Source organism: Streptomyces sp. NPDC001832 (genome assembly GCF_040297265.1).
Lineage (GTDB): Bacteria > Actinomycetota > Actinomycetes > Streptomycetales > Streptomycetaceae > Streptomyces.
The window spans coordinates 76,537-99,814 of the sequence record NZ_JBEOYU010000019.1 but is presented as its reverse complement, the minus strand read 5'-3'; the positions used below and the strand labels follow the sequence as shown (position 1 = coordinate 99,814).

At 69.8% G+C, this 23,278-nt stretch carries 18 protein-coding genes and 2 pseudogenes; 12 read left to right on the top strand and 8 right to left on the bottom strand.

Translation table 11 applies throughout. The features are described 5' to 3' along the window. Positions 1 to 214: 214 nt before the first annotated feature. The 7 genes from ABT115_RS17455 (at position 215) to ABT115_RS17425 (ending at position 8,218) form a co-directional block, all read left to right on the top strand. Positions 215 to 892: a response regulator gene (locus ABT115_RS17455; RefSeq protein WP_351790073.1), complete on the top strand. Its 678-nt coding sequence runs from the start codon at positions 215 to 217 to the stop codon at positions 890 to 892. A 128-nt stretch (positions 893 to 1,020) separates the two neighbouring features. After that, complete coding sequence (locus ABT115_RS17450) at positions 1,021 to 3,801, top strand: DNA translocase FtsK (protein ID WP_351790070.1); 2,781 nt, start codon at positions 1,021 to 1,023, stop codon at positions 3,799 to 3,801. A gap of 204 nt (positions 3,802 to 4,005) precedes the next feature. Beyond that, positions 4,006 to 4,797 carry a helix-turn-helix domain-containing protein gene (locus ABT115_RS17445; protein ID WP_351790067.1) on the top strand — a complete coding sequence of 264 codons (792 nt, stop codon included), beginning with the start codon at positions 4,006 to 4,008 and terminating at the stop codon, positions 4,795 to 4,797. 149 nt (positions 4,798 to 4,946) lie between these two features. Continuing rightward, on the top strand, positions 4,947 to 6,425 hold the full coding sequence (gene rimO / locus ABT115_RS17440; protein ID WP_351790064.1) for a 30S ribosomal protein S12 methylthiotransferase RimO: 1,479 nt from the start codon (positions 4,947 to 4,949) through the stop codon (positions 6,423 to 6,425). After that, positions 6,422 to 7,219, top strand: a complete 798-nt coding sequence (gene pgsA / locus ABT115_RS17435; RefSeq protein ID WP_351790061.1) for a CDP-diacylglycerol--glycerol-3-phosphate 3-phosphatidyltransferase — start codon at positions 6,422 to 6,424, stop codon at positions 7,217 to 7,219. Before rimO ends, pgsA begins: the two co-directional genes overlap by 4 nt. Continuing rightward, positions 7,216 to 7,725: a CinA family protein gene (locus tag ABT115_RS17430; protein WP_351790059.1), complete on the top strand. Its 510-nt coding sequence runs from the start codon at positions 7,216 to 7,218 to the stop codon at positions 7,723 to 7,725. Before pgsA ends, ABT115_RS17430 begins: the two co-directional genes overlap by 4 nt. Positions 7,726 to 7,834: 109 nt before the next feature. Next, a complete protein-coding gene (locus ABT115_RS17425) occupies positions 7,835 to 8,218 on the top strand; it encodes a helix-turn-helix domain-containing protein (RefSeq protein WP_114247014.1) in 384 nt (127 codons plus the stop codon). A gap of 651 nt (positions 8,219 to 8,869) precedes the next feature. Here the strand turns inward: ABT115_RS17425 and ABT115_RS17415 are convergent. The 3 genes from ABT115_RS17415 to ABT115_RS17405 all read right to left on the bottom strand — a co-directional run bounded on the left by ABT115_RS17415 (position 8,870) and on the right by ABT115_RS17405 (position 15,280). Further along, positions 8,870 to 9,634: an SDR family NAD(P)-dependent oxidoreductase gene (locus tag ABT115_RS17415; protein ID WP_351790052.1), complete on the bottom strand. Its 765-nt coding sequence runs from the start codon at positions 9,632 to 9,634 to the stop codon at positions 8,870 to 8,872. Positions 9,635 to 9,670: 36 nt separating this feature from the next. Then, positions 9,671 to 10,471, bottom strand: coding sequence for a DNA-formamidopyrimidine glycosylase family protein (locus ABT115_RS17410; protein ID WP_351790049.1), 801 nt, complete (start codon positions 10,469 to 10,471; stop codon positions 9,671 to 9,673). A gap of 126 nt (positions 10,472 to 10,597) precedes the next feature. Continuing rightward, the gene (locus tag ABT115_RS17405; RefSeq protein ID WP_351790047.1) at positions 10,598 to 15,280 is read right to left on the bottom strand and encodes an Lhr family ATP-dependent helicase; all 4,683 of its coding nucleotides are present in this window, start codon (positions 15,278 to 15,280) and stop codon (positions 10,598 to 10,600) included. A 58-nt stretch (positions 15,281 to 15,338) separates the two neighbouring features. Here ABT115_RS17405 and ABT115_RS17400 point away from each other — a divergent pair. Further along, positions 15,339 to 15,446, top strand: a pseudogene (locus tag ABT115_RS17400) (AzlD domain-containing protein); the annotation flags it as partial. A gap of 159 nt (positions 15,447 to 15,605) precedes the next feature. On the opposite strand, the gene ABT115_RS17395 reads toward ABT115_RS17400, so the two are convergent. Next, positions 15,606 to 16,520, bottom strand: coding sequence for a hypothetical protein (locus ABT115_RS17395; RefSeq protein WP_351790044.1), 915 nt, complete (start codon positions 16,518 to 16,520; stop codon positions 15,606 to 15,608). Between the two features lie 79 nt (positions 16,521 to 16,599). Here ABT115_RS17395 and ABT115_RS17390 point away from each other — a divergent pair, with 79 nt between their 5' ends. Continuing rightward, positions 16,600 to 16,794: a DUF3046 domain-containing protein gene (locus ABT115_RS17390; protein ID WP_351790041.1), complete on the top strand. Its 195-nt coding sequence runs from the start codon at positions 16,600 to 16,602 to the stop codon at positions 16,792 to 16,794. A gap of 163 nt (positions 16,795 to 16,957) precedes the next feature. Beyond that, the gene (locus tag ABT115_RS17385; protein ID WP_351790101.1) at positions 16,958 to 18,124 is read left to right on the top strand and encodes an AI-2E family transporter; all 1,167 of its coding nucleotides are present in this window, start codon (positions 16,958 to 16,960) and stop codon (positions 18,122 to 18,124) included. Between the two features lie 27 nt (positions 18,125 to 18,151). Here the strand turns inward: ABT115_RS17385 and ABT115_RS17380 are convergent. After that, positions 18,152 to 18,339: pseudogene (locus ABT115_RS17380) on the bottom strand (short-chain dehydrogenase); the annotation flags it as partial. A gap of 201 nt (positions 18,340 to 18,540) precedes the next feature. On the opposite strand from ABT115_RS17380, the gene recA reads away from it, so the two are divergent. Together recA and recX are read left to right on the top strand one after the other, a co-directional pair. Next, positions 18,541 to 19,668 (top strand): recombinase RecA, encoded by a 1,128-nt coding sequence (gene recA / locus ABT115_RS17375; protein ID WP_351790038.1) that lies wholly within the window; start codon positions 18,541 to 18,543, stop codon positions 19,666 to 19,668. A 3-nt stretch (positions 19,669 to 19,671) separates the two neighbouring features. Next, complete coding sequence (recX, locus tag ABT115_RS17370; RefSeq protein ID WP_351790035.1) at positions 19,672 to 20,397, top strand: recombination regulator RecX; 726 nt, start codon at positions 19,672 to 19,674, stop codon at positions 20,395 to 20,397. A 33-nt stretch (positions 20,398 to 20,430) separates the two neighbouring features. Here recX and ABT115_RS17365 read toward each other — a convergent pair whose 3' ends face one another. The 3 genes from ABT115_RS17365 to ABT115_RS17355 form a co-directional block, all read right to left on the bottom strand. Then, positions 20,431 to 21,069 (bottom strand): DUF6197 family protein, encoded by a 639-nt coding sequence (locus tag ABT115_RS17365; RefSeq protein ID WP_351790098.1) that lies wholly within the window; start codon positions 21,067 to 21,069, stop codon positions 20,431 to 20,433. Between the two features lie 285 nt (positions 21,070 to 21,354). Beyond that, entirely contained in the window at positions 21,355 to 21,399 is a 45-nt protein-coding gene (locus ABT115_RS17360) for a hypothetical protein (RefSeq protein ID WP_502969111.1), read from the bottom strand. 71 nt (positions 21,400 to 21,470) lie between these two features. Beyond that, the gene (locus ABT115_RS17355; protein WP_351790032.1) at positions 21,471 to 23,084 is read right to left on the bottom strand and encodes an FAD-dependent monooxygenase; all 1,614 of its coding nucleotides are present in this window, start codon (positions 23,082 to 23,084) and stop codon (positions 21,471 to 21,473) included. Positions 23,085 to 23,278: the final 194 nt, after the last annotated feature.

The window sequence follows — 23,278 nt, the reverse complement described above, 5'->3', positions numbered from 1 at the left end:
TGATCGGCTGTGCTCGCAGGAGTGTGAGAAGGCGCTGTACGGGGAACCTTCTGGTCCCTCACCGCGTTTCTGTTGTGTGCACAGTGACATCGCGGTGACAGGGTGTGGTGACAGGCGGGGTGCGGCTACCATGACCGGCACAAGGACGGACGGCGTAACGGAGTCGTCCCCTGGGGCGGCGCCCGGTGCAATTCCGGGGCGAGGAGGACGGGCCATGGTACAGAAGGCCAAGATCCTCCTGGTCGATGACCGGCCGGAGAATCTGCTGGCGCTGGAGGCCATCCTCTCTGCGCTCGATCAGACACTGGTGCGGGCATCGTCAGGGGAGGAAGCGCTCAAAGCGCTGCTCACGGACGACTTTGCGGTCATTCTGCTGGACGTCCAGATGCCGGGCATGGACGGCTTCGAAACCGCCGCGCACATCAAGCGGCGGGAACGGACCCGGGACATCCCGATCATCTTCCTCACCGCGATCAACCACGGTCCGCATCACACCTTCAGGGGTTACGCGGCGGGGGCGGTGGACTACATCTCGAAGCCGTTCGACCCGTGGGTGCTGCGCGCCAAGGTCTCGGTCTTCGTCGAGCTCTACATGAAGAACTGCAAGCTGCGCGAGCAGGCGGCGCTGCTGCGGCTCCAGTTGGAGGGCGATGCCGACGGCAGCGCCGGCCATGAGAGGGAGCCTGCAGGGCTGTTGGCCGAGCTCTCGGCACGGCTCGCGGCCGTCGAGGAGCAGGCCGAAGCGCTCTCCAAGCAGCTCGACGACGAGTCGGCGGACGCCGCGGCCGTGGCCACCGCCGCCCATTTGGAACGCAAGCTGACTGGCCTGCGCCGGGCACTCGACGCGCTGGAGCCCGGCACCGGAAGCGGCGCGGCCGCCCTTCCGTTGTAGCAGTCGTACTGCTGCAGCGGCGCAGCGACGTGAGGGCACGTCAGTTTCCTGCCTCTGTACAGCGACACGGTCGGGTGAAGCGGCAGGCGCACGTGTTCACGGCCGTCGACACCGGTAACCTCGGCACCATGGCCTCACGTACGTCCGGCAAGGGTTCCCAGGGCACGGCGGGCACCGCGAAGCGCGTCGGCCGTACCGCGGGACCAGCGAAGAAAGCCGCGCCCGCGAAGAAGACCGCACCCGCGAAGAAGAGCACACCCGCGAAGAAGGCCCCTGCCAAGAAGGCAGCGGCCAAGAAAGCGGCGCCCAAACCGGCACCTTCGCCCACCGGCGGTGTGTACCGCCTGGTGCGCGCGGTCTGGCAGGGTGCGGCCCACGCCGTCGGCGCCATGTTCCGTGGCATAGGGCGCGGTGCCAAGGGACTTGATCCCGCGCACCGCAAGGACGGCATCGCGCTGCTGCTGCTGGGGCTCGCGCTGGTCGTCGCCGCGGGCACCTGGTCGAATCTGCGCGGGCCCGTCGGTGACCTCGTCGAGATGCTCGTCACCGGAGCCTTCGGCCGACTCGACCTGCTCGTACCGATACTGCTCGGCGCCATCGCCGTACGGCTGATCCGCTACCCGGAGAAGCCCGAGGCCAATGGCCGCATCGTCATCGGGCTCTCCGCCCTGGTCATCGGGGTGCTCGGACAGGTCCACATCGCGTGCGGCTCGCCCGGCCGGGGGGACGGCACCGCGGCTATGCAGGACGCGGGCGGACTCGTCGGCTGGGCGGCCTCCAAACCGCTGGTGTACACGATGGGCGAGGTCCTCGCCGTGCCGCTGCTGTTGCTGCTCACCGTCTTCGGACTGCTGGTGGTCACCGCCACCCCGGTGAACGCCATTCCGCAACGGCTCCGGCTGCTCGGCACCAAGCTGGGCATCCTCGATTCGGTGTACGACCCCGACGCGGACGAGGAGAACGACGACGAGCGCTACGACGAGCAGTGGCGCGAGGCGCTGCCCGCCCGCTCCCGCCGCTCCTCCGCACGCCGCTCCGAAGTCCCCGCGGAGTACCGCCCCGACCAGGTGGAGTCCGACGCGCTCTCCAAGCGCCGTAGGCCGCGCAGCCCCTCCGTGCAGCCCTCGATGAACCGCACCATGGACGCGGTGGATGTCGCCGCCGCAGCGGCCGCCGCGCTCGACGGGGCCGTGCTCAATGGCATGCCGCCCTCGCCGGTCGTCGCCGACCTCACCCAGGGCATCTCCGTCGAGCGCGAACGTCCCGGCACGCCGGTGCCGGGCGCCGGGGAGGGTGAATCCGGCGGCGGGAAAGGGAGGCCGGCGAAGGGGGCGGTGCCCTCGGGCGGCGTACCGGATCTGACGAAGCCCGCGCCCGACCGGTCGCAGTCCCAGCCGCTGCCCGCCCGCGCCGAACAGTTGCAACTCTCCGGCGACATCACGTACTCACTGCCCTCGCTCGACCTGCTGGAACGCGGCGGGCCCGGCAAGACCCGCAGCGCCGCCAACGACGCGATCGTCGCGTCCCTGACGAACGTCTTCACCGAGTTCAAGGTCGACGCCGCCGTCACCGGCTTCACCCGGGGGCCGACGGTCACACGGTACGAGGTGGAGCTCGGCCCCGCAGTGAAGGTCGAGCGGATCACCGCGCTCGCCAAGAACATCGCGTACGCCGTCGCCAGTCCCGACGTCCGGATCATCTCCCCGATCCCGGGCAAGTCGGCGGTCGGCATCGAGATCCCCAACACCGACCGGGAGATGGTCAACCTCGGCGATGTGCTGCGCCTCGCAGACGCTGCCGAGGACGACCATCCAATGCTGGTCGCGCTCGGCAAGGACGTCGAGGGCGGATATGTGATGGCCAACCTGGCGAAGATGCCGCACGTGCTGGTGGCCGGTGCGACCGGTTCCGGCAAGTCGTCCTGCATCAACTGTCTGATCACCTCGGTCATGGTGCGGGCGACTCCGGACGACGTCCGGATGGTGCTGGTCGACCCCAAGCGGGTCGAGCTGACCGCGTACGAGGGCATCCCGCACCTGATCACGCCGATCATCACCAACCCCAAGCGCGCCGCCGAGGCCCTCCAATGGGTCGTACGGGAGATGGACCTCCGGTACGACGACCTTGCCGCGTTCGGGTACCGGCACATCGACGACTTCAACCAGGCCGTCCGCAACGGCAAGATCAAGATGCCGGAGGGCAGCGAGCGCGAGCTCTCGCCGTACCCGTATCTGCTGGTGATCGTCGACGAGCTGGCCGACCTGATGATGGTCGCTCCGCGCGATGTGGAGGACGCCATCGTCCGTATCACCCAGCTGGCCCGCGCCGCCGGTATCCACCTGGTGCTTGCGACCCAGCGGCCCTCGGTCGACGTCGTCACCGGTCTGATCAAGGCGAATGTGCCCTCGCGGCTCGCCTTCGCGACGTCTTCGCTGGCCGACAGCCGCGTCATCCTCGATCAGCCCGGCGCCGAGAAGCTCATCGGAAAGGGTGACGGTCTGTTCTTGCCGATGGGGGCCAACAAGCCCACCCGTATGCAGGGTGCCTTCGTCACCGAGGACGAGGTCGCGGCTGTCGTCCAGCACTGCAAGGATCAGATGGCGCCGGTCTTCCGTGAGGACGTGGTGGTAGGCACCGCAAAGAAGAAGGAGATCGACGAGGACATCGGCGACGATCTGGATCTGCTCTGCCAGGCCGCCGAACTGGTCGTATCCACCCAGTTCGGGTCCACCTCGATGCTTCAGCGCAAGCTGAGGGTTGGCTTCGCCAAAGCCGGCCGGCTGATGGACCTGATGGAGTCGAGGAACATCGTCGGGCCGAGCGAGGGATCCAAGGCGCGCGATGTCATGGTGAAACCGGACGAGCTGGACGGGGTGTTGGCGCTGATCCGCGGGGAAACCGCTTCGTAGGAGAAGTACGGGCAACCGTTTCGTCGGGTCGTACGTCAAGTTGGAGGGAAGGGCGGCAAGAATGTCCTTCTCGGGGTGGCCCGGCGAATCGGACGGTGTTCGAGTCTGATGGCGTACAAAGTCCTTCCTCCCGGTTGCCCCACCCTTTCGTACCCCCCCTAGACTGAACACCCAGCAGGTGGCTCACGCTCGAAAGGCGCCCCCGTGTCCATCGGCAACTTCCCCGAAAACGACCGGCCTTCGATCGGTCGAGTGCTCCAGCAGGCTCGTATCGCCGCAGGTCTCACGGTCGAAGAGATCAGTTCGTCCACCCGGGTGCGCATCCCCATCGTGCACGCGATCGAAGAGGACGACTTCTCCCGCTGCGGCGGCGACGTGTATGCGCGCGGCCATATCCGTACCTTGGCGCGTGCCGTCGGGACCGATCCGGAACCGCTGGTTTCGCAGTACGACGCCGAGCACGGCGGCCGTCCCGCACCCACGCCCGCGGCGCCGCTGTTCGAGGCCGAGAGAATCCGTTCCGAACCCCGACGGCCCAACTGGACGGCGGCCATGGTCGCCGCGATCGTCGCCGTCGTCGGTTTCGTCGGCTTCACCTTCTTCAAGGGCGACGACAGTTCCACGACGGTCGCGGAGGGCTCGACGCCCAACACGAAGAGCCCCAAGCCGAAGACCGACAAGCCCGTCGACCCCAAGCCGGTACCCTCCGACAGTGCCATCGCCGCGGCACCCGGTGACAAGGTGACGGTGAAGCTCAGCGCCAGCCAGGGCAAGAGCTGGATCTCCGCCAAGGACCACAATGGGCGGCTGCTCTTCGACGGGCTGCTGCTGCAGGGCCAGTCCAAGACCTTCCAGGACAAGGAGCGGGTCGACCTCGTCCTCGGTGACGCCGGGTCCATCGAGCTCTTTGTGAACGGCAAGAAGGTCGAGGACAAGTTCCAGCCGGGCCAGGTCGAGCGGCTCTCGTACACGAAGGGCGACCCCGCGGTCGGCTGACCCGGGCACGGAGGGCTTCGCTGGCGGCATCAATCAGCAATACGGCGCGCGCCCGGCAATTTGTCGGGTGCGCGCCGCCTTCGTCACTCGGTGTGATGGTGGAACCCTGCACGGCAGGGCGAGTGCCGGGACAAAGTAGTCTTGTGCCCATGCCCGAACGCCGTACCGTTGCCCTTGTCACTCTTGGCTGCGCCCGTAACGAGGTGGACTCGGAGGAGCTCGCAGGCCGCTTGGCAGCGGACGGCTGGGAGCTCGTCGAGGATGCCTCCGACGCGGATGTCGCCGTAGTCAACACCTGTGGATTCGTCGAGGCCGCCAAGAAGGACTCCGTCGATGCCCTGCTCGAAGCCAACGATCTGAAGGACCACGGCAGAACCCAGGCCGTGGTGGCCGTCGGCTGCATGGCCGAGCGCTACGGCAAGGACCTCGCCGAGGCCCTGCCCGAGGCGGACGGCGTCCTCGGATTCGACGACTACGCTGACATCTCCGACCGCCTCCAGACCATCCTCAGCGGCGGTATCCACGCCTCGCACACCCCGCGCGACCGCCGCAAGCTCCTGCCGATCAGCCCGGCCGAGCGGCAGGACGCCGCCGTGGCCCTGCCGGGGCATGCGCAGGAGGCCGCCGCACCGGTCCCCGCCCCCGACGACCTCCCGGACGGAGTGGCCCCGGTCTCCGGGCCGCGGGCGCCCTTGCGCCGACGGCTGGGCACCAGCCCGGTCGCCTCGGTGAAGCTCGCCTCCGGCTGCGACCGCCGCTGCTCCTTCTGCGCCATCCCGTCCTTCCGCGGCTCCTTCATCTCGCGCCGCCCGTCGGACGTGCTGGGGGAGACCCGCTGGCTGGCCGAGCAGGGGGTGAAGGAGGTCATGCTGGTCTCCGAGAACAACACCTCGTACGGCAAGGACCTCGGTGACATCCGGCTGCTCGAGACGCTGCTGCCGGAGCTCGCCGCCGTCGACGGGATCGAGCGCATCCGGGTCAGCTATCTGCAGCCGGCAGAGATGCGGCCGGGCCTCATCGACGTACTGACCTCGACTCCGAAGGTCGCCCCCTACTTCGACCTGTCCTTTCAGCACTCGGCCCCCGGCGTGCTGCGGGCGATGCGCCGTTTCGGTGACACCGACCGCTTCCTGGAGCTCCTGGACACCATCCGTAGCAAGGCGCCGCAGGCCGGTGCCCGCTCCAACTTCATCGTGGGCTTCCCCGGCGAGACCGAGGCCGACCTGGCGGAGCTGGAACGCTTCCTCACCGGCGCCAGGCTCGACGCCATCGGCGTCTTCGGCTACTCCGACGAGGAGGGCACCGAGGCGGTCGGTTACGAGAACAAGCTGGACGCCGACACCATCGCGGAGCGGCTCGCGCACATCTCGCAACTGGCCGAGGAACTGACCTCGCAGCGTGCCGAGGAGCGCCTGGGGGAGTCCCTGGAGGTGCTGGTCGAGTCCGTGGACGAAGAGGACGGTGCGGTGGGGCGCGCGGCGCACCAGGCCCCCGAAACGGACGGCCAGGTGCTCTTCACCGCACGCGACGGCCTCGTGCCCGGCCGTATGGTCGAGGCAAAGGTTGTGGGCACCGAAGGAGTGGACCTGGTGGCCGAGCGTTCCGAACTCGTGGAGGCGGCCAGATGACGGGAGTCCCGGCATCCGCGGCAGGCGGCTCCGGTGCGAAGCCGGTGCGTGGCGGCAAGCTGGGGACTGCGGCCGTCAATCAGGCCAGCCTTTGGAACATCGCCAATCTGCTCACCATGCTGCGACTGGTACTGGTGCCCGGCTTCGTGATGCTGCTGCTGCACAACGGCGGCTACGACCCGGTCTGGCGGTCGTTCGCCTGGGCGGCGTTCGCCATCGCCATGATCACCGACCTGTTCGATGGCCATCTCGCGCGAACATACAACCTGGTCACCGACTTCGGGAAGATCGCCGACCCGATCGCGGACAAGGCGATCATGGGTGCGGCGCTGATCTGTCTGTCGTATCTCGGTGATCTGCCCTGGTGGGTAACGGGCGTGATCCTCTTCCGCGAGATCGGCATCACGCTGATGCGGTTCTGGGTGATACGGCATGCAGTGATTCCGGCCAGTCGCGGCGGGAAGATGAAGACTCTGGCACAGGGGACGGCCGTAGGGATGTACATCCTGGCACTGACCGGTCCACTTGCCACCCTGCGCTTCTGGGTGATGGCGGTGGCTGTCGTGCTGACGGTCGTCACGGGGCTCGACTACGTGCGCCAGGCCGTCGTGCTGCGGCGCAAGGGGCTCGCGGCCGAGCGGGCCGCTGCGGTGGGATCCGGGATGTCTGCGGGATCTGCAGCGGCTGGAGCCTCCGGGGCTGCTGAGAGGTCTGGAGCGGCCGGGGCCGCTGAGGGTGCAGGGCCGGTCTCCGGGGTCTCGGGTGCCCGCGGTTCGGCGGAGGCCGAGCGGTGACCGCCGCGGCCCGGGTGCTGGAACTACTCGCGGAGCGCGGTGAGACTCTTGCCGTCGCCGAGTCGCTGACCGGCGGTCTGGTCGCGGCGGAGCTTACTTCCGTACCGGGTGCCTCGCACTCCTTCCGTGGGTCCGTGACGGCGTACGCAACGCCCGTGAAGCGGGAATTGCTGGGTGTGGACGGGGTCCTCCTGGCGGAACGCGGTGCGGTCGACCCGGAGGTGGCGCGGCAGATGGCGACGGGTGTGCGGCGCGTTCTCCGGGCAGACTGGGGTATGGCCACTACCGGCGTCGCGGGCCCCGAGCCGCAGGACGGCAAGCCCGTCGGCACGGTCTATGTTGCGGTGGCCGGGCCGGACGGCGCGGAGAATGTGACCGCGCTGCGATTGAACGGCGGGCGTGCGGACATCCGTAGAGAGAGCGTACGGAGCGTGCTGGCATTGCTCTCCGGCGAACTCGGCAAGAATGCAAGCGCACAGGATACGGAACAGAACGGGGGGAATTGATGTTTGCAGCCCTGAGTGAACACGACATCGCTCCCCGCACGGCCGCGGCGCAAGGCGGTACGGTGGGGCGTGAAGGATGCGGCTACGCGGTCCGAGGAGGGAGCCACCGATGATTCTGCTCCGTCGCCTGCTTGGTGACGTGCTGCGTCGGCAGCGCCAGCGCCAAGGCCGTACTCTGCGCGAAGTCTCCTCGTCCGCCCGAGTCTCGCTCGGCTATCTCTCCGAGGTGGAGCGGGGGCAGAAGGAGGCATCCTCCGAACTGCTCTCCGCTATTTGCGACGCGCTTGACGTACGGATGTCCGAGCTCATGCGTGAAGTGAGCGATGAGCTGTCGCTGGCCGAACTGGCCGAGTCGGCAGCAGTCAGCGATCCGGTGCCTGTGCCGGTACGCCCCATGCTCAATTCCGTCTCCGTGACGTCGGTGGCAGGTGTGCCGACGGGACGGGTGACCATCAAGGCGCCCGCGGAAGCGGTGGATGTCGTCGCCGCCTGACCCGCGCGTTCCGGTGTGAAGCGGAGCCCCGGCCGGCCCCTCAGGGGTCGGCCGGGGCTTCTGCGTGGTCCAGGGCGGGTGGGCGCGGTCCGTTCTGGATGCGGCTCGGGAGTGTCTGGGCGAGACTGCGAGTACGGCCGACCGGCAGTTGGGGCGGGGCTGGGTGCGTGGAGCCGCGATCCGGAGAAGGCCCGGATGTCCCGGGCAGAGAGCGCACAACCGTGTGCGGCAGCTCACTGCGCGCCGGTGGTGCAACCGGTGCGCCCTCCCGCCGGGGGAGCGGGCCGGACTAGGTTCGGCCGGAGGAGGCAGCCATGGTACGGCGATGGGTGCCGGCGCTCGTTCTCGGCGGGGTGTGGTGGTGGGCCGTGCTGCGGCTCGTGCTGGAACCGGCCCATGCGGGGCTTGTCGAGGGTGCGGTGGCGGCGGGCGGATGGGGGCTCAGCCTCCTGCCTGTGCATGTGGCAGCGACCGCTGGGCCGACGGGGGCGAGCGGGGCGGATGCGGGTGCGGGGCGGTGGCCCGCTCTTTGCGCGGGTCGGTGGTCCGGCGTCGGCATGTGGTGGCTGGGGCGGTGGTCCGCCGTTGGGATGCAGTGTGTGAGTCGGTGGTCCGCTGTCGGGATGCGGCGCGGTGGCTGGGCCTGGCGGACTACCAGGGCATGGCTACGCCGCCGTTCGGGCGGAGGACCTGACCGGTCATGAACGCCGACGCATCGGATGCGAGATAGAGCAGGGTGTGGGCGACGTCCTCGGCCTCGCCGACCCGGCCGAGCGGGGAGATCCGCGCCATCGTGGCCTCTGTCCGGTGTTGCTGTTCCGCGTCGTGGCGGGCGGTCATGGGCGTACGGATCCAGCCCGGGGCGACAGCGTTGACACGGATGGAATGAGGTCCCAGCTCGGTCGCGAGGGTCTTCGTCAGCTGGACGACCGCCGCCTTGGCCGCGCTGTAGCAGAGCAGCCCCGGGCTCGCGGCGTCGACCGCTCCCGAGGCCATGGTGATCAGCGAGCCGGGTGCGCCGCGCGTGATCATGCTGCGGGCCACTTCCTGGCAGGCGTACAGAACGCCCCTGAAATTGACTGAGAAGACGCGATCGAGGTCGTCGTCCGCGGTCTCCAGGACGCTGCTCGTATGCATGATTCCGGCAATGGCGGCCAGGATGTCGAGCTCGCCGGCGGCGGCCACCGCGGCCCTGATCCGACTGCGGTCGGTGACATCGAGGGTGTGGATGTGGGATGTGCCACCCGCTTCGGCAATCAGGTCCCGCGTCTTCAGCAGGCCCTTCTCGTCGCGGTCTGCGCAGTGCACGGTGGCGCCCGCCGCTGCGAGCAGGATGGCGCCGGCGCGGCCGATGCCACCCGCCGCGCCGGTGATGAACGCGGAGCGGCCCGTGAGGTCGTACGCGGTGAGGGACATGACCGGACGGTACGACCTGATCTGACGGATCGTCAACTAGCTTATGGGGCCTGTTTGGCAGCGCGGGCACCAGTAGGTGGGGCGGGCGTTCTGATCGGCCTTGCGGATGGGCGTGCCGCAGCGCAGGCAGGGGCGGTTGGTCCTGCCGTAGACCCAGAGCCGTTCGTTCGTGCCGTGTCCGCGCGGTGCTGCGCCGGTGGTTGTGCGCATGGAACGGTCGCGGTTGGCCTCGAGGAGTTGTTTGGCCGTGGTGACAAGACGGGCGGCAGTGGGGGCGGTCAGGTCGCCGATGGCGAGCCAAGGGGTCGCACGGGCGAGGAAGCAGAGCTCGGCCTTGTAGACGTTGCCGATTCCGGCCAGGTTGCGCTGGTCCAGGAGGGCCTCGCCCAGGGGACGGGAGGGGTCGCTGAGTAGATTGTGCAGAGCTGTGTCGGGGTTCCAGTCGGGGCCCAGCAGATCGGGGCCGAGATGGCCGATCGCCTTCTCCTCGTCCCGGGTGCGGAGGAGCTCGAGGACGGGGAGCCGGTAGCCGACGGCCGTGTGCTCCGCGTTGGCGAGGACGGCGCGGATCTGGTGGGCGGGGCCGCCGCGCCAGCGTTCGCCCTGAGCATAGATGCGCCAGGTGCCGTCCATCTGCAGATGGCTGTGGAGGGTCAGGCCGCCCTCGATACGGGTGAGGAGATGCTTGCCGCGCGAGGCGATGTCCAGCACTGTCCGGCCGGTGAGGTCGGCGGTGGCGAACCGGGGGACACGCAGGTCGGAGTGGGTGAGGACCTGGCCGGCGAGTGCGGTGTGCAGACGCTTGGCGGTCTGCAGGACGGTGTCTCCTTCGGGCATGTCTCCAATGATGCGGGGTCGGGTGGGGAGAGGGGCGTGGACGGCATGTGGTGGTGCAAGCGGTGTGGGGTGCGTGGTGTTGGGGGTGGGCGGTGTCGCGTATGAGGCGTGAGGTGTGCGGGTGATTCAGGCGCGCAGGCGCAGTCCCCTCGGAGTGGCCAGGAATCCGGCAGCCTCCAGCGTGCGGCCGAGCGGGGAGGTCAGGGACGAGGCGCCGTTGGTGCGCTCCACCGTGACCGTGCCGAGTGCTCCCGCGCGGGCGGCTGCCGCCAGAGCCCCGGCTGCCGCGAGGAGTGCCGGTTCCTCCGGGTCGGTGGGCCAGGCCAGCAGCGTCTTGCCGCCACGCTCCATGTACATCGCCAGTTCGCCGTCGACCAGCACCACCAGGGCTCCCGCCTTGCGGCCAGGCTTGTGCCCGGCACCGTCCGGCGGCTCGGGCCAGGGAAGAGCCGCGCCATAGGCATTGGCCGGGTCCGCCGCGGCGAGGACCAGGGCATGGGGTGCGGCGTCCGGCTCCGCACGGTCTCGGGCGGTGGACGTGGCACGCAGCCGGTCGACCGCGCCGTCCATCGCGAACTGGGCCGCTCCCAGGCCCTCGACGACATAGCCGCGCCGGGCCTGCCCGTTCTCCTCGAAGGCGGACAGTACGCGGTACGTGGCCAAGAAGCCACCCTCGATGCCTTCGGCCTGGACCGCGCCGCGGGTCACCACCCCGTGGCGGTCGAGGAGCGTGCGGGCCAGGGCGTGTGCACGGTGCGTGGGGTCGGGTTCGGTGGCGGGCAGCAGGGACCAGCGGCCCGAGACGGTGGGCGGGCCGGTGCGGGACGCTGGCCGGGCGGCGGCGGTGAGTGATCCGTAACGTCCGCGCGGGACGCTCCGTTTGGCACGGTGGGCGGTCGACCCTGCTGTGCGACCGGAGCCGAGGAGCGCACGCAGTGGGGCGAGCGTGTCATTGGTGAGCCGACCCGACCAGGCCAGGTCCCAGACTGCATCGGCCAGTTGAGGATCGGTGCAGTCCGGATGAGTGGTGGCGCGGACCTGGTCGGCGATCTGCCGGAAGAACAGGCCGTAGCCGCCGGTCAGGGCCGTCAGGACGGATTCGTGCAGCGCGCTCAGTTCGAGGGGGTGCGGGGGCGGGAGGAGCAGGGGCACGCTGTCGGCGAGGTAGAGGGACAGCCAGCCGTCCTTGCCGGGAAGGGCGCCTGCACCAGCCCAGACGACCTCGCCGGTGGTTGTCAGCTCGTCCAGCAGCGCGGGGGAGTAGTCGGTGACCCGGCCCGGCAGGATCAGCTTTTCCAGGGCCGACGCCGGGACGGGCGCACCCTGCAATTGTTCGATGGCGCGGGCCAGTCCGTCGATTCCGCGCAGGCTGTTGCCGCCCAGGTGCTGCCACTGCGGAAGGAAGCCGGCGAGGGCGGCGGGCGGGACGGGCTCCAACTCATGGCGGAGCGCGGCGAGCGAGCGGCGGCGCAGTCGGCGCAGCACGGTGGCGTCGCACCACTCCTGGCCGATGCCGGCGGGGTGGAACTCGCCCTGGACGATCCGGCCAGTCGCGGCGAGCCGCTGCAGCGCGCCTTCCGTGACAGCGGTGCCGAGGCCGAAACGGGCGGCGGCCTCGGTGGAGGTGAACGGGCCGTGCGTACGCGCGTATCGGGCGAGGAGATCGCCGAGGGGGTCCTTCACCGGTTCGGTGAAGGCCTCGGGGACGCCGACCGGGAGGGCGGTGCCCAGTGCGTCGCGCAGCCGTCCTGCGTCCTCGATCGCGGCCCAGTGGTCTGCTCCGCCGATCCTGACCCGGATGGCCCGGCGGGCAGCGGAGAGCTCCGGAGCCCAGGGCAGCTGGGCGCCGCGCTCGGCCAACTCCGCGTCGGTGAGCGGACCGAGGACCCGAAGGAGATCGGCGACCCCTTCGATGTCCTTGACCCGGCGGTCCTCGGCCAGCCACTGGAGTTCCTGCTCCAGCTCGGTCAGGACGTCGGCGTCGAGCAACTCGCGCAGTTCTGCCTGGCCGAGGAGCTCGGCCAGGAGGTGGGAGTCGAGGGAGAGGGCGGCTGCCCGCCGCTCGGCGAGGGGCGAGTCGCCCTCGTACAGGAACTGGGCGACGTAGCCGAACAGGAGCGAGCGGGCAAAGGGCGAGGGCTCCGGGGTGGTCACCTCCACCAGCCGGATACGACGTGCTTCGAGGTCGCCCATGAGTTCCGCCAGCCCCGGGACGTCGAAGACATCCTGGAGGCATTCGCGGACCGCTTCCAGAACGATCGGGAAGGAGCCGAACTCGGAGGCGACCTGAAGGAGTTGTGCGGCGCGCTGGCGCTGCTGCCAGAGCGGGGTGCGCTTGCCGGGGCTGCGCCGCGGCAGCAGCAAGGCGCGCGCTGCGCATTCGCGGAACCGGGAGGCGAACAGGGCTGATCCGCCTACCTGGTCGGTGACGATCTGGTTGATCTCGCCCTGGTCGAAGGTCACGTCCGCAGCGCCGACGGGCGGTTGTCCGCTGTCGTACGAGGAGCCCGGCAGCGGTGCCGGATCCTGGGCCGGGTCCTGCGCCGGATCGAAGTCCAGGAGATCCAGGCCCATCAGGTCTGCGTCGGGCAGCCGCAGCACTATGCCGTCGTCGGCATGCATCACCTGGGCGTCCATGCCGTACCGCTCGGCGAGGCGGGCGTTCAGCGCCAGCGCCCACGGGGCATGCACTTGCGCGCCGAACGGAGAGTGGACGACGACCCGCCAGTCCCCCAGCTCGTCACGGAAACGCTCGACGAGGATGGTGCGGTCGTCCGGTACGTGACCGCAGGCACGGCGCTGTTCGTCGATGTACGAGAGCGTGTTGTCGGCGGCCCAGGTGTCGAGACCGGCGGCGAGCAGACGCTGCCGGGCATCTTCCTGGGACAGTCCGCCGATCTCGCGGAGGAACGCGCCCAGCGCACGGCCAAGCTCCAGCGGACGGCCCAGCTGGTCGCCCTTCCAGAACGGCAGCCGGCCGGGAACCCCGGGGGCGGGCGACACCAGGACCCGGTCGCGGGTGATGTCCTCGATCCGCCAGGACGTGGTGCCCAGCGTGAAGACGTCGCCGACCCGGGACTCGTACACCATTTCCTCGTCCAGCTCGCCCACCCGGCCGCCGCCCTTCTTGGGGTCGGCGCCGGCGAGGAAGACCCCGAAGAGCCCGCGGTCGGGGATGGTCCCGCCGGAGGTGACGGCGAGCCGCTGGGCGCCCGGGCGGCCCGTGACCGTACCGGCGATCCGGTCCCAGACCACACGTGGGCGCAGCTCGGCGAAGGCGTCGGACGGATAACGCCCGGCGAGCATGTCCAGCACGGCGGTGAAGGCCGACTCGGGCAGGGCGGCGAAGGGGGCGGCACGGCGGGTCACGGCCAGCAGATCGTCCACCTGCCAGCTGTCCAGGGCAACCATGGCGACGAGCTGCTGGGCCAGCACGTCCAGGGGGTTGGACGGGATCCGGAGCGCCTCGATGGAGCCCTCGCGCATCCGCTCGGTGACCACGGCCGCTTGCACCAGATCGCCCCGGTACTTCGGGAAGACCACTCCGGTGGAGACCGCACCGACCTGGTGCCCGGCCCGGCCGACCCGTTGCAGCCCGGAGGCGACCGACGGCGGCGACTCCACCTGGACCACCAGATCGACCGCCCCCATGTCGATGCCCAGCTCCAGGCTGGAGGTGGCGACCACGGCCGGAAGCCGACCCGCCTTGAGGTCTTCCTCGACCTGGGCGCGCTGTTCCTTGGAGACCGAACCGTGGTGGGCGCGGGCGAGCAGCGCGGGCGCGCCCTTCGCCGCGCCCGACTGGGCCATGATCTCGGCCGCGGAGTGTCCTTCCGGCAGCGTCGGAGCGGGGCCGTGCTCATTGAGCACAGTGCCGGTAGCCCGCTCGTACGCGATCTCGTTCAGCCGGTTGCACAGCCGCTCCGCGAGGCGGCGGGAATTGGCGAAGACGATGGTGGAGCGATGCTCCTGGACGAGATCGACGATGCGTTCCTCGACATGGGGCCAGATCGACGGCTTGTCCGCCTGGCCCGCCTGGTCGGTGTCGGTGGCGGGGGAGCCGCCGAGCTCGCCCAGATCCTCGACTGGCACGACTACCGACAGGTCGAACCGCTTCGTGGACGGCGGCTGGACGATCTCCACCTTCCGCTGCGGTGAGAGGAAGCGCGCCACCTCGTCGACCGGTCGGACCGTCGCCGACAGGCCGATCCGCCGTGCCGGCCGTGGCAGCAGCTCATCGAGACGCTCCAGCGATACGGCGAGATGGGCGCCCCGCTTCGTACCGGCCACGGCATGTACTTCGTCCAGAATCACCGTCTCGATGCCTGACAGCGCCTCCCGGGCCGATGAGGTCAGCATCAGGAACAGAGATTCGGGCGTGCTGATCAGAATGTCCGGCGGCCGGGTCGCCATCGAGCGGCGCTCGGCCGGCGGGGTGTCGCCGGAGCGGATTCCCACCCGGATCTCGGGCTCAGGCAGCCCCAGGCGCACCGACTCCTGGCGGATGCCGGTCAGCGGTGAGCGGAGATTGCGCTCGACATCGACCGCGAGGGCCTTGAGGGGCGACACGTACAGCACGCGGCAGCGCTTCTTCGCCTCAGCGGGCGGCGGGACGGACGCCAGCCCGTCCAGCGCGGCGAGGAATGCGGCCAGGGTCTTGCCGGAGCCGGTCGGCGCGACAACCAGCACGTTCGAGCCCTCGCCGATCGCGCGCCAGGCGCCTTCCTGCGCGGCGGTGGGAGCGCTGAAGGCACCCGCGAACCAGCTGCGGGTCGCAGGGGAGAACGAGTCGAGCGCAGAACCGGCCATGTCCCCCATCGTGCACCCCGCCACTGACAACAGCCGTGACGGTCATTGGCGACCAGGGGCGCGGGGGCTCGCCGCGGCGGCGCTCGCACTGGTTCGGTGCGCGCCCTTCCTTGTGGTCGTAGGGACTGCTGTGGTCGTCACCGCAGGAGTACGTGCCCTCGGTTAGACACCATGTCCGTCGAGGCGTTCAGTGCGCTGGCGAGGCTTATCGGTGCGGTCTTTGCCACGTCCAGCCGTGCCGCGTCCTTCTCCGGCCGGAGGGAGCAGACAGCGAGCACACCGGCCAGCGCCATCAGCAGATTCCGGTAAGTGCATGGACGAGGTCTCAGTCGAGGCTGCGTCCATGGGCCCGCAGCGTCAGAAGCGCCTTGAGCGTCACGATGGGCCGCCCCTCCAGAGCCGTCCCCGGCGCCCACTGCCGCCAGTTCACCGGCCAGCCGCCGTCCGGCTGCTGCTCGGCCGCGAGATGGTCGAGCGAGCGTGCCAGCTCCTGGTCGGTGAACCAGCGGCAGGCAAGCGAATCGGGCGTGCGGGCGTAGTCGTACGGGAAGTGCTGCTCGCCCGGTGCGTATCCGGCTGCCGCCGGGTACTCCGCGCGCCGCTCCGGATCCAGCACGGCGAGCCGCTGCTCCCGCACCAGCCGCCCGAGCCGGTCCGCCGCCGCCTTTGCGCGGGCCCGGTCCGGAGCGCCGTCCAGAAAGGCGAGCGCCGCCTCGATCTCGTACGGATGCGACCGGTCCAGGGCGTCGACCGCTGCCCAGCAGAAATCGGTGGCCCGGAACAGCCAGGCATGCCACACCGCATTGCGGTGCAGGAGCCCGACGACGGGTCCGGTGGTCAACAGCTCCGAAGGCGGGTCGTCGACGATCGGGATGAACGGCGCGGCCGGATAGCCGCGCTGTGACGGCAGGAGAGCGGGCAGCGCCCCTTCCTTGGTGGACACCTCGGTCAGGAAGCGGCAGATCCGCTCCGCCCGCAGCCCGCTGCAGCGGCCGATGGAATCGAGGACATTGAGTGCGTGCGCGGTGTGCAACGGCTGACTGACGGGGCCACGCAGATCGGGTTCGAGCGCGTGCCCGTATCCGCCGTCCTCATTCAGATAGGCGGCGAGTGCGGTCTCCACGGCCTCCGCACTTCCATTCAGGAAGTGATGGGCGAACCGCCGCTGCTCCAGGACGCGGGCCGTGAGCCAGATGAACTGCTCGGCACGGTTGAGGGGACTTTTTCCGGTTCCAGCCATGGACCGACCGTAGGGCGCTGAGCGCTCTCAGCAAGACGTAGCGGCCTGGCTGCACTCTCAGGAGCGGGATACTGAGGTCATGCGGTTGACGATTTTCTGGGAACGGATGGCGGACCACTTCGGCGCAGCGTACGCCGATTCCTTTGCGCGCGATCACGTGATGGCCGAGCTCGGCGGGCAGACGGTGTACCAGGCACTGGCCGCGGGCTGGGATGCCAAGGACGTCTGGCGCGGTGTCTGTACGGCGGTCGACATCCCCGCCGACAAGCGCTGACCGCTGGCTCGTCGATGGCCGGAGCTGTGAGGTTGTCCGGGGCGGGCGGCTGAATGTCACAGCGGTACGCGAGACTGGAGCCGTGTCACCGACAGATGAGACAGCCCAGACCCAAACGCCGCCCGCCCAGCCCGCCCCGCCGTCCGGCACCGGGTCGGCCCGCATGCCGGCGTGGCTGCCGCGTGCCATGGCGCTCGCCCTGGCGCTCTACGCCTGTTTCCGGCTCGGCAGCTGGGCGTTTGACCGGCTCGTCGGGCTGCTGATCAATGTGCTGATCGCATTCTTCCTGGCCCTTGCCATCGAGCCCGCTGTGAGCCGGATGGCGGCGCGCGGCATGCGTCGCGGCCTTGCCACTTTCCTGGTCTTCATGGCCGTGCTGATAGCCGCGGTCGGTTTCGTCGTGCTGCTCGGCTCGATGCTCGCGGGCCAGATAGTCGACATGGTCGAGCAGATCCCGAACTACCTGGACTCGGTGATCAACTGGATCAACGAGAACTTCCACACCGAGCTCTCCCGGGTCGACGTCCAGGACAGCGTGCTGCACTCCGACTGGCTGCAGAAGTACGTCCAGAACAGTGCGACCGGAGTGCTCGATGTCTCCACCACCGTGCTCGGCGGGCTGTTCCATGTGCTGACGATCTTCCTGTTCTCGTTCTACTTCGCCGCCGACGGCCCCAGGCTGCGGCGTGCCCTGTGCTCCGTACTCCCGCCCGCCAAGCAGGCCGAGGTCCTGCGGGCCTGGGAGATCGCGGTCGACAAGACCGGAGGCTACCTCTACTCGCGCAGCCTGATGGCACTCATCTCCGGGATCGCGCACTACATCCTGCTGGTGATCCTCGGCGTTCCGTATGCGCCCGCGCTCGCCATCTGGGTCGGACTGGTCTCTCAGTTCATCCCCACGATCGGTACGTATCTGGCGGGCGCTCTGCCCATGCTGATTGCGTTCACCATCGACCCCTGGTACGCGCTGTGGGTGCTTGGATTCGTCGTGGTCTACCAGCAGTTCGAGAACTATGCGCTGCAGCCCAAACTCACCTCCAAGACCGTCGACATCCATCCGGCGGTCGCCTTCGGATCGGTCATCGCGGGCACGGCGCTGATGGGCGCCGTGGGTGCGCTGATCGCGATCCCGGCCGTCGCCACGCTTCAAGCGTTCCTCGGCGTCTATGTGAAGCGGTACGACGTGACGGACGACCCGCGGGTGCACGGCCGCCACCGGCAACGTGGTGAGCAGGTGCTCTCGCGGCTGCGCCGGTCCTGGCGGGCCGCCGAGAGCAGTGAGAGCCGGGGCGGACAGGACCGGGCCGAGGAGCATCCGGAACGCGTCTGACCGACTCGGTTGTGGGGGCTCTTCTCGGCGACAGCCCGCTACGTCGGCCGGCCCCGAGGCCTGGACCTCGGTGACATGTCTCCAGGCATCGGGCCGACTGCCGTCGAGGCCGGTGAAGCCGTAGAGCTGCGCCACCTGTCCGCAGGAGAGCGACTTGCCGTTCCAGCGCGACATCGGCGGTCCTGCGCGAGCGCGGCCACCGCCCGGCCGACGAACGACCCTGCGGGCAGTTCGGTCCGGTGCGGTGCGCTTGACACTAAAATCGAACATCCATTCTCATGGGATTCCGGCCGGGTTTTCCCGGGCCCGACCGTGGAGTTGTCCACAGGCCGGGAGGACGTCGAGGCCCGTTGTCAGTGGCAGGGGTTAGCGTCTTTGACGTGAAGCGATCGACTCAAGCAAATCGGGTGGAACCCATGGCAGGAACCGACCGCGAGAAGGCGCTGGACGCCGCGCTCGCACAGATTGAACGGCAATTCGGCAAGGGTGCGGTGATGCGCCTCGGTGAGCGGCCGAACGAGCCCGTCGAGGTGATCCCCACCGGGTCGACTGCCCTCGACGTGGCCCTCGGTGTCGGCGGCCTGCCGCGCGGCCGTGTGGTGGAGGTGTACGGACCGGAGTCCTCCGGTAAGACGACGCTGACGCTGCACGCGGTGGCGAATGCGCAGAAGCTCGGCGGCTCGGTGGCCTTCATCGACGCCGAGCACGCCCTCGACCCCGAGTACGCGAAGAAGCTCGGCGTCGACATCGACAGTCTCATCCTGTCCCAGCCGGACAACGGCGAGCAGGCCCTCGAAATCGTGGACATGCTGGTTCGCTCCGGCGCCCTCGACCTGATCGTCGTCGACTCCGTCGCGGCGCTCGTGCCGCGCGCGGAGATCGAGGGCGAGATGGGCGACTCGCACGTGGGTCTGCAGGCCCGCCTGATGAGCCAGGCACTCCGCAAGATCACCAGCGCGCTCAACCAGTCCAAGACCACCGCGATCTTCATCAACCAGCTCCGCGAGAAGATCGGCGTGATGTTCGGCTCGCCGGAGACCACCACCGGTGGCCGGGCGCTCAAGTTCTACGCCTCGGTACGCCTCGACATCCGCCGGATCGAGACGCTGAAGGACGGCACCGAGGCTGTCGGTAACCGCACCCGCGTCAAGGTCGTGAAGAACAAGGTCGCGCCGCCCTTCAAGCAGGCCGAGTTCGACATCCTCTACGGCCAGGGCATCAGCCGCGAGGGCGGTCTGATCGACATGGGTGTGGAGCACGGCTTCGTCCGCAAGGCGGGCGCCTGGTACACGTACGAGGGCGACCAGCTCGGCCAGGGCAAGGAGAACGCCCGCAATTTCCTCAAGGACAACCCCGATCTCGCCAATGAGATCGAGAAGAAGATCCTTGCGAAGCTGGGCGTCGGCGTCAGGGCTGATGCTGACGCCGCCAAGCCCGGCGCGGATGCGGCGGGCGGCGCCGCGGCTTCGGCCGACAACGCGAAGTCGGTGCCCGCTCCGGCCGGCAAGGCCAAGCCGGCCAAGACTGCGGCGGCCAAGAGCTAGACCGTGACGCGTCGTACGGAGTGGCCGGTCAGCGTCACTGACCATGGCGCCGGTCCCGGCCCCGAATTCGCCGCCGGACACACAGCCGAGTCCGAGGGCGCGTACGAGCCGGAGGCCGGTCACGGCACCTACTCGGACGCCGGATTCGGCGAGGGGGCGGGTCGTCGTGCCCGCTCCCGCTCCAGGAGCAGCGGCTCCCCTTCCTCGTCGAGGGCCGAGAAGGGGGAGCCGCGAGACCCGGTCGAGCAGGCGCGCAACATCTGTCTGCGGCTGCTCACCGGGACCCCGCGCACCCGAAAGCAGCTTGCGGACGCTCTGCGCAAGCGGGAGATCCCGGATGAGGCGGCCGAAGAAGTGCTGTCGCGCTTCGAGGATGTCGGGTTGATCGACGATGCCGCGTTCGCGGACGCCTGGGTGGAGTCCCGGCACCACGGCCGAGGGCTGGCCCGTCGCGCTCTCGTCCGTGAGCTGCGCACCAAGGGGGTGGATTCCGCCGTGATCGACGAGGCCGTCGGGCAGCTCGACTCCGAGCAGGAGGAGGCGACCGCCCGAAAGCTGGTAGCGCGCAAGCTGCGCTCCACTCGCGGCCTGGACTGCGACAAACGGTTGCGCCGCCTTGCAGGCATGCTCGCCCGCAAGGGATACGGCGAAGGCATGGCCCTGCGCGTGGTACGGCAGGCACTGGAAGAAGAGGGCGAGGACACGGAAGGCTTGGGCGAGCCCTTCTGACCGGGCCCGTACTGGGCGGGACGGTTGTGGTGATTACTGCCCGGCGCGAGCGGCGCGGCTGATGGTGGCATCGATCAGGATGAGCGCATCTGCGGCGGTGCGGCCGGGGTGCCGGTTCCAGGGTCCGATCAGCCCGGTCCAGCCCTGGGAGCGGAGCTCGGCGATGAGCCAGGCGCCGGCCCGGTCCACGGTGTCGCGGGAGCCGTAGCCCAGGCGGTGCGCGGTGAGGAGGGCGCCGCAGATGCATCGCGCGCCGCGGGCGTTGCGTAACCGGTACGGGGTGTTCTGCCAGCCCCACTCGGTCAGGACCTGCCGTGCGTAGGCGAGGTGGGTGGAAGGCCGCACCTCGGGGTGCCCGATACGCCGCCAGGAGTGGAGCCGGTCGGGGAGGATCGCACCCAGGCGCCCGGGAAGAGGCCGTTCGCGCGGCGCGGTCGTCGGCAGGGCACGGACGGAGTCGGCGATGAGCTGGTCGACCGGTACGGACAGCAGGTCGCGCCAGTCGGCCGGGCGCCTGTCCGGCTGTTGTTCCGCGGTGCCGGGGGAGGAGGGGAGTACGGGTTCGGGGGTGCTGAGGTCCCAGCCGGAGACGATCTGCTGCCACGCCTCGGTGTCATGGAGGTGAGCGGCCTGCACGTCGAGCTGGTCGGGGGTGAGGGCGGGGGGCGGCATGGGTGCGAGGTCTCCGTCACGTCGGTCCTTGGCGTTGAGGTGAATGTCCGTCGGGTACGGGGATTGCTCCACCGGAGCGTGGCGTTCGGGTGTGTCGGGACGGATTCGGGGGACTGGCGAACGGCACGGGGGAGGAGGGCTGCCCGGGCCGGCCCCGGTACCGCCGCGATCAGTGAATTCGCCGCCGACCAGCGCGGCCTCCGTCCCGGCAGAAAGTTGAAACTCCACCGTAGCGACGGCACCCCCGCTCCCTCTCCGGCGCACGGGGCGGCCGGAAAAGGCGATTCAGACCGACCGGCACACGCAGCCCGTATAGCGGACGAGGTCCATATGGCCCCTCCGCCACAGGCGCACATCGGTGACGGTCACTTTTCGGAGTGCGCCACGTGCGCCCGTGGTGGTCAATTGACGTCAGCTGTCCGGTCGGAGCGTACGGAGGTGCGTGCCGCGCCGCCACGCGCAGCGTCCGCCGCTACGAAGAGCTCGCGGGGTCGTACCCCGCCGAACGACGCCACCAGGTGACCGTCCGGCCTGATCAGCAGCACGGTGTGCGCCGACGCCCCCGGATAGCTCTCGGTCACCAGCAGCTCGCCCTTCACCGGCAACGCGTCGACAGCCGCGACGAGACGGGGCATGACGCCCGCGGTCATCCAGTGCCGCCGGTCCCACACCCCGGTTCCGGGTGCCACCAGGACCACCAGCAGATGCCCCTGCCCCAGCCGCTCGCGCAGCCACACGGTCGTGCCGTCGGGTGCCGTCACCCGTACATCGGTGACCGGCGTACCGGGGGGCGTAGCCACAGATGTGTGCGCCTCGGCGTGTGGGGGAGCAAGCGGTGAGTGCGAGTACGAGGGGGGTGCACCGAGGGGGCCGCACCCCAGATGCCCGTCGGTGAGCAGCGAGTCGTGCCCCCGTGCACTCCCCGGTACCAGGGTTCGCAGACCTCCGCCGCCGCGCAGTATCGGCAGCGACTGGTCCGCGGCGCGCAGCCGGGCGGCGACCGCGGCCCGGCGCTCCGCCTGGTAGCTGTCGAGCAGTACGTCGGAGGCGCCGTGGTGCCAGGCCTGAGCCAGCTTCCAGGCCAGATTCTCGGCGTCCCGCAGCCCCTCGTCGAGCCCCTGGGTGCCGAGCGCGCCCAGCAGATGGGCGGCGTCCCCGGCGAGGAATGCCCGGCCGACCCGCCAGCGCAGGGCAAGCCGGTGGTGCAGCGTGTACACGCCGGTGTCCAGCAGTTCGTACGGCGGTGTCTCGCCGCACCATCCCGCCAGGGTGTCCCGGACCCGGGTGATCAGGGCATCCGGGGTGACGAGCTCGCCACGCGGCGGCAGCAGCCAGTCCAGCCGCCAGGCACCGTCCGGCAGAGGTCGTGCGGTCACCTCGGCGCCGCCGGTGCGCCATGGCGGCAGCCGGTGTAGGACAGCCTGCCCGGACCAGGGAAGTTCGGTGCGCAGCGCGGCGACGGCATGCCGCTCCACTGCCGTACGCCCGGGGAATCGGATGTCGAGGAGCTTGCGCACGGTGGACCTGGCACCGTCGCAGCCCACCAGATAACTCCCGCGCAACCAGGTCGCGTTCGGCTTCCTGGTGTGCACCGTGACCCCGGCCGGGTCCTGCTCCAGCGTGTCGATCCGGCTGTACGGAGTCACCCGCACCAGCTCCTGTGCGGCCACCGCTTCGCGTAGCCCGCGCGTCAGGACGTGCTGCGGCAGATGGATGGGGGCCGGCAACGCGTCACTGTCGGGGGAGTCCTCGCCGAGCGGCAGTTCACGCACCAGTTGCCTGCGGCGCATGGATCGCCAGCCGGACCACTGGATGCTTTCGTGCCGAAGCGCTTTGCAGCCGAGCCGCTCCACCAGGGCCGCTGTGTCCTCGCGCAGCACCACCGTACGGGCGGGACGCGTCTCGTCCTTGGCCGGATCCTCGTCGAGAAGGACGGAAGGGACGCCCTGCGCCGCGAGGGCGAGCGACAGCGCCAGGCCGACGGGCCCGGCGCCGACGACGATCACCGGGTCCATGGCGCAGCTCCTCGATTCCGTACGGATGAAAGGAGTGAACGGTGCGAATGGGGTGCAGGGGGCGGAGGAGGCGTGGCGGCGGGGGCTCGGTGCGCGATCACAGAATGTATGCAACCCACTGCCGGTGCTTGCGTCAAGCGACACCGGAGCGCGGCGAGGGGGCGGTGGCAGATGCGCCACCGCCCCCTCGGGGA

What these genes read in the sequence shown, in the direction of transcription:
- ABT115_RS17455 (WP_351790073.1), top strand. Translation starts at nt 215, where the DNA reads ATGGTACAGAAGGCCAAGATCCTCCTGGTCGATGACCGGCCGGAGAAT.
- ABT115_RS17450 (WP_351790070.1), top strand. Translation starts at nt 1,021, where the DNA reads ATGGCCTCACGTACGTCCGGCAAGGGTTCCCAGGGCACGGCGGGCACC.
- rimO (WP_351790064.1), top strand. Translation starts at nt 4,947, where the DNA reads ATGCCCGAACGCCGTACCGTTGCCCTTGTCACTCTTGGCTGCGCCCGT.
- pgsA (WP_351790061.1), top strand. Translation starts at nt 6,422, where the DNA reads ATGACGGGAGTCCCGGCATCCGCGGCAGGCGGCTCCGGTGCGAAGCCG.
- ABT115_RS17425 (WP_114247014.1), top strand. Translation starts at nt 7,835, where the DNA reads ATGATTCTGCTCCGTCGCCTGCTTGGTGACGTGCTGCGTCGGCAGCGC.
- ABT115_RS17415 (WP_351790052.1), bottom strand. Translation starts at nt 9,634, where the DNA reads ATGTCCCTCACCGCGTACGACCTCACGGGCCGCTCCGCGTTCATCACC.
- ABT115_RS17410 (WP_351790049.1), bottom strand. Translation starts at nt 10,471, where the DNA reads ATGCCCGAAGGAGACACCGTCCTGCAGACCGCCAAGCGTCTGCACACC.
- ABT115_RS17405 (WP_351790047.1), bottom strand. Translation starts at nt 15,280, where the DNA reads ATGGCCGGTTCTGCGCTCGACTCGTTCTCCCCTGCGACCCGCAGCTGG.
- ABT115_RS17395 (WP_351790044.1), bottom strand. Translation starts at nt 16,520, where the DNA reads ATGGCTGGAACCGGAAAAAGTCCCCTCAACCGTGCCGAGCAGTTCATC.
- ABT115_RS17390 (WP_351790041.1), top strand. Translation starts at nt 16,600, where the DNA reads ATGCGGTTGACGATTTTCTGGGAACGGATGGCGGACCACTTCGGCGCA.
- ABT115_RS17385 (WP_351790101.1), top strand. Translation starts at nt 16,958, where the DNA reads ATGCCGGCGTGGCTGCCGCGTGCCATGGCGCTCGCCCTGGCGCTCTAC.
- recA (WP_351790038.1), top strand. Translation starts at nt 18,541, where the DNA reads ATGGCAGGAACCGACCGCGAGAAGGCGCTGGACGCCGCGCTCGCACAG.
- ABT115_RS17365 (WP_351790098.1), bottom strand. Translation starts at nt 21,069, where the DNA reads ATGCCGCCCCCCGCCCTCACCCCCGACCAGCTCGACGTGCAGGCCGCT.
- ABT115_RS17355 (WP_351790032.1), bottom strand. Translation starts at nt 23,084, where the DNA reads ATGGACCCGGTGATCGTCGTCGGCGCCGGGCCCGTCGGCCTGGCGCTG.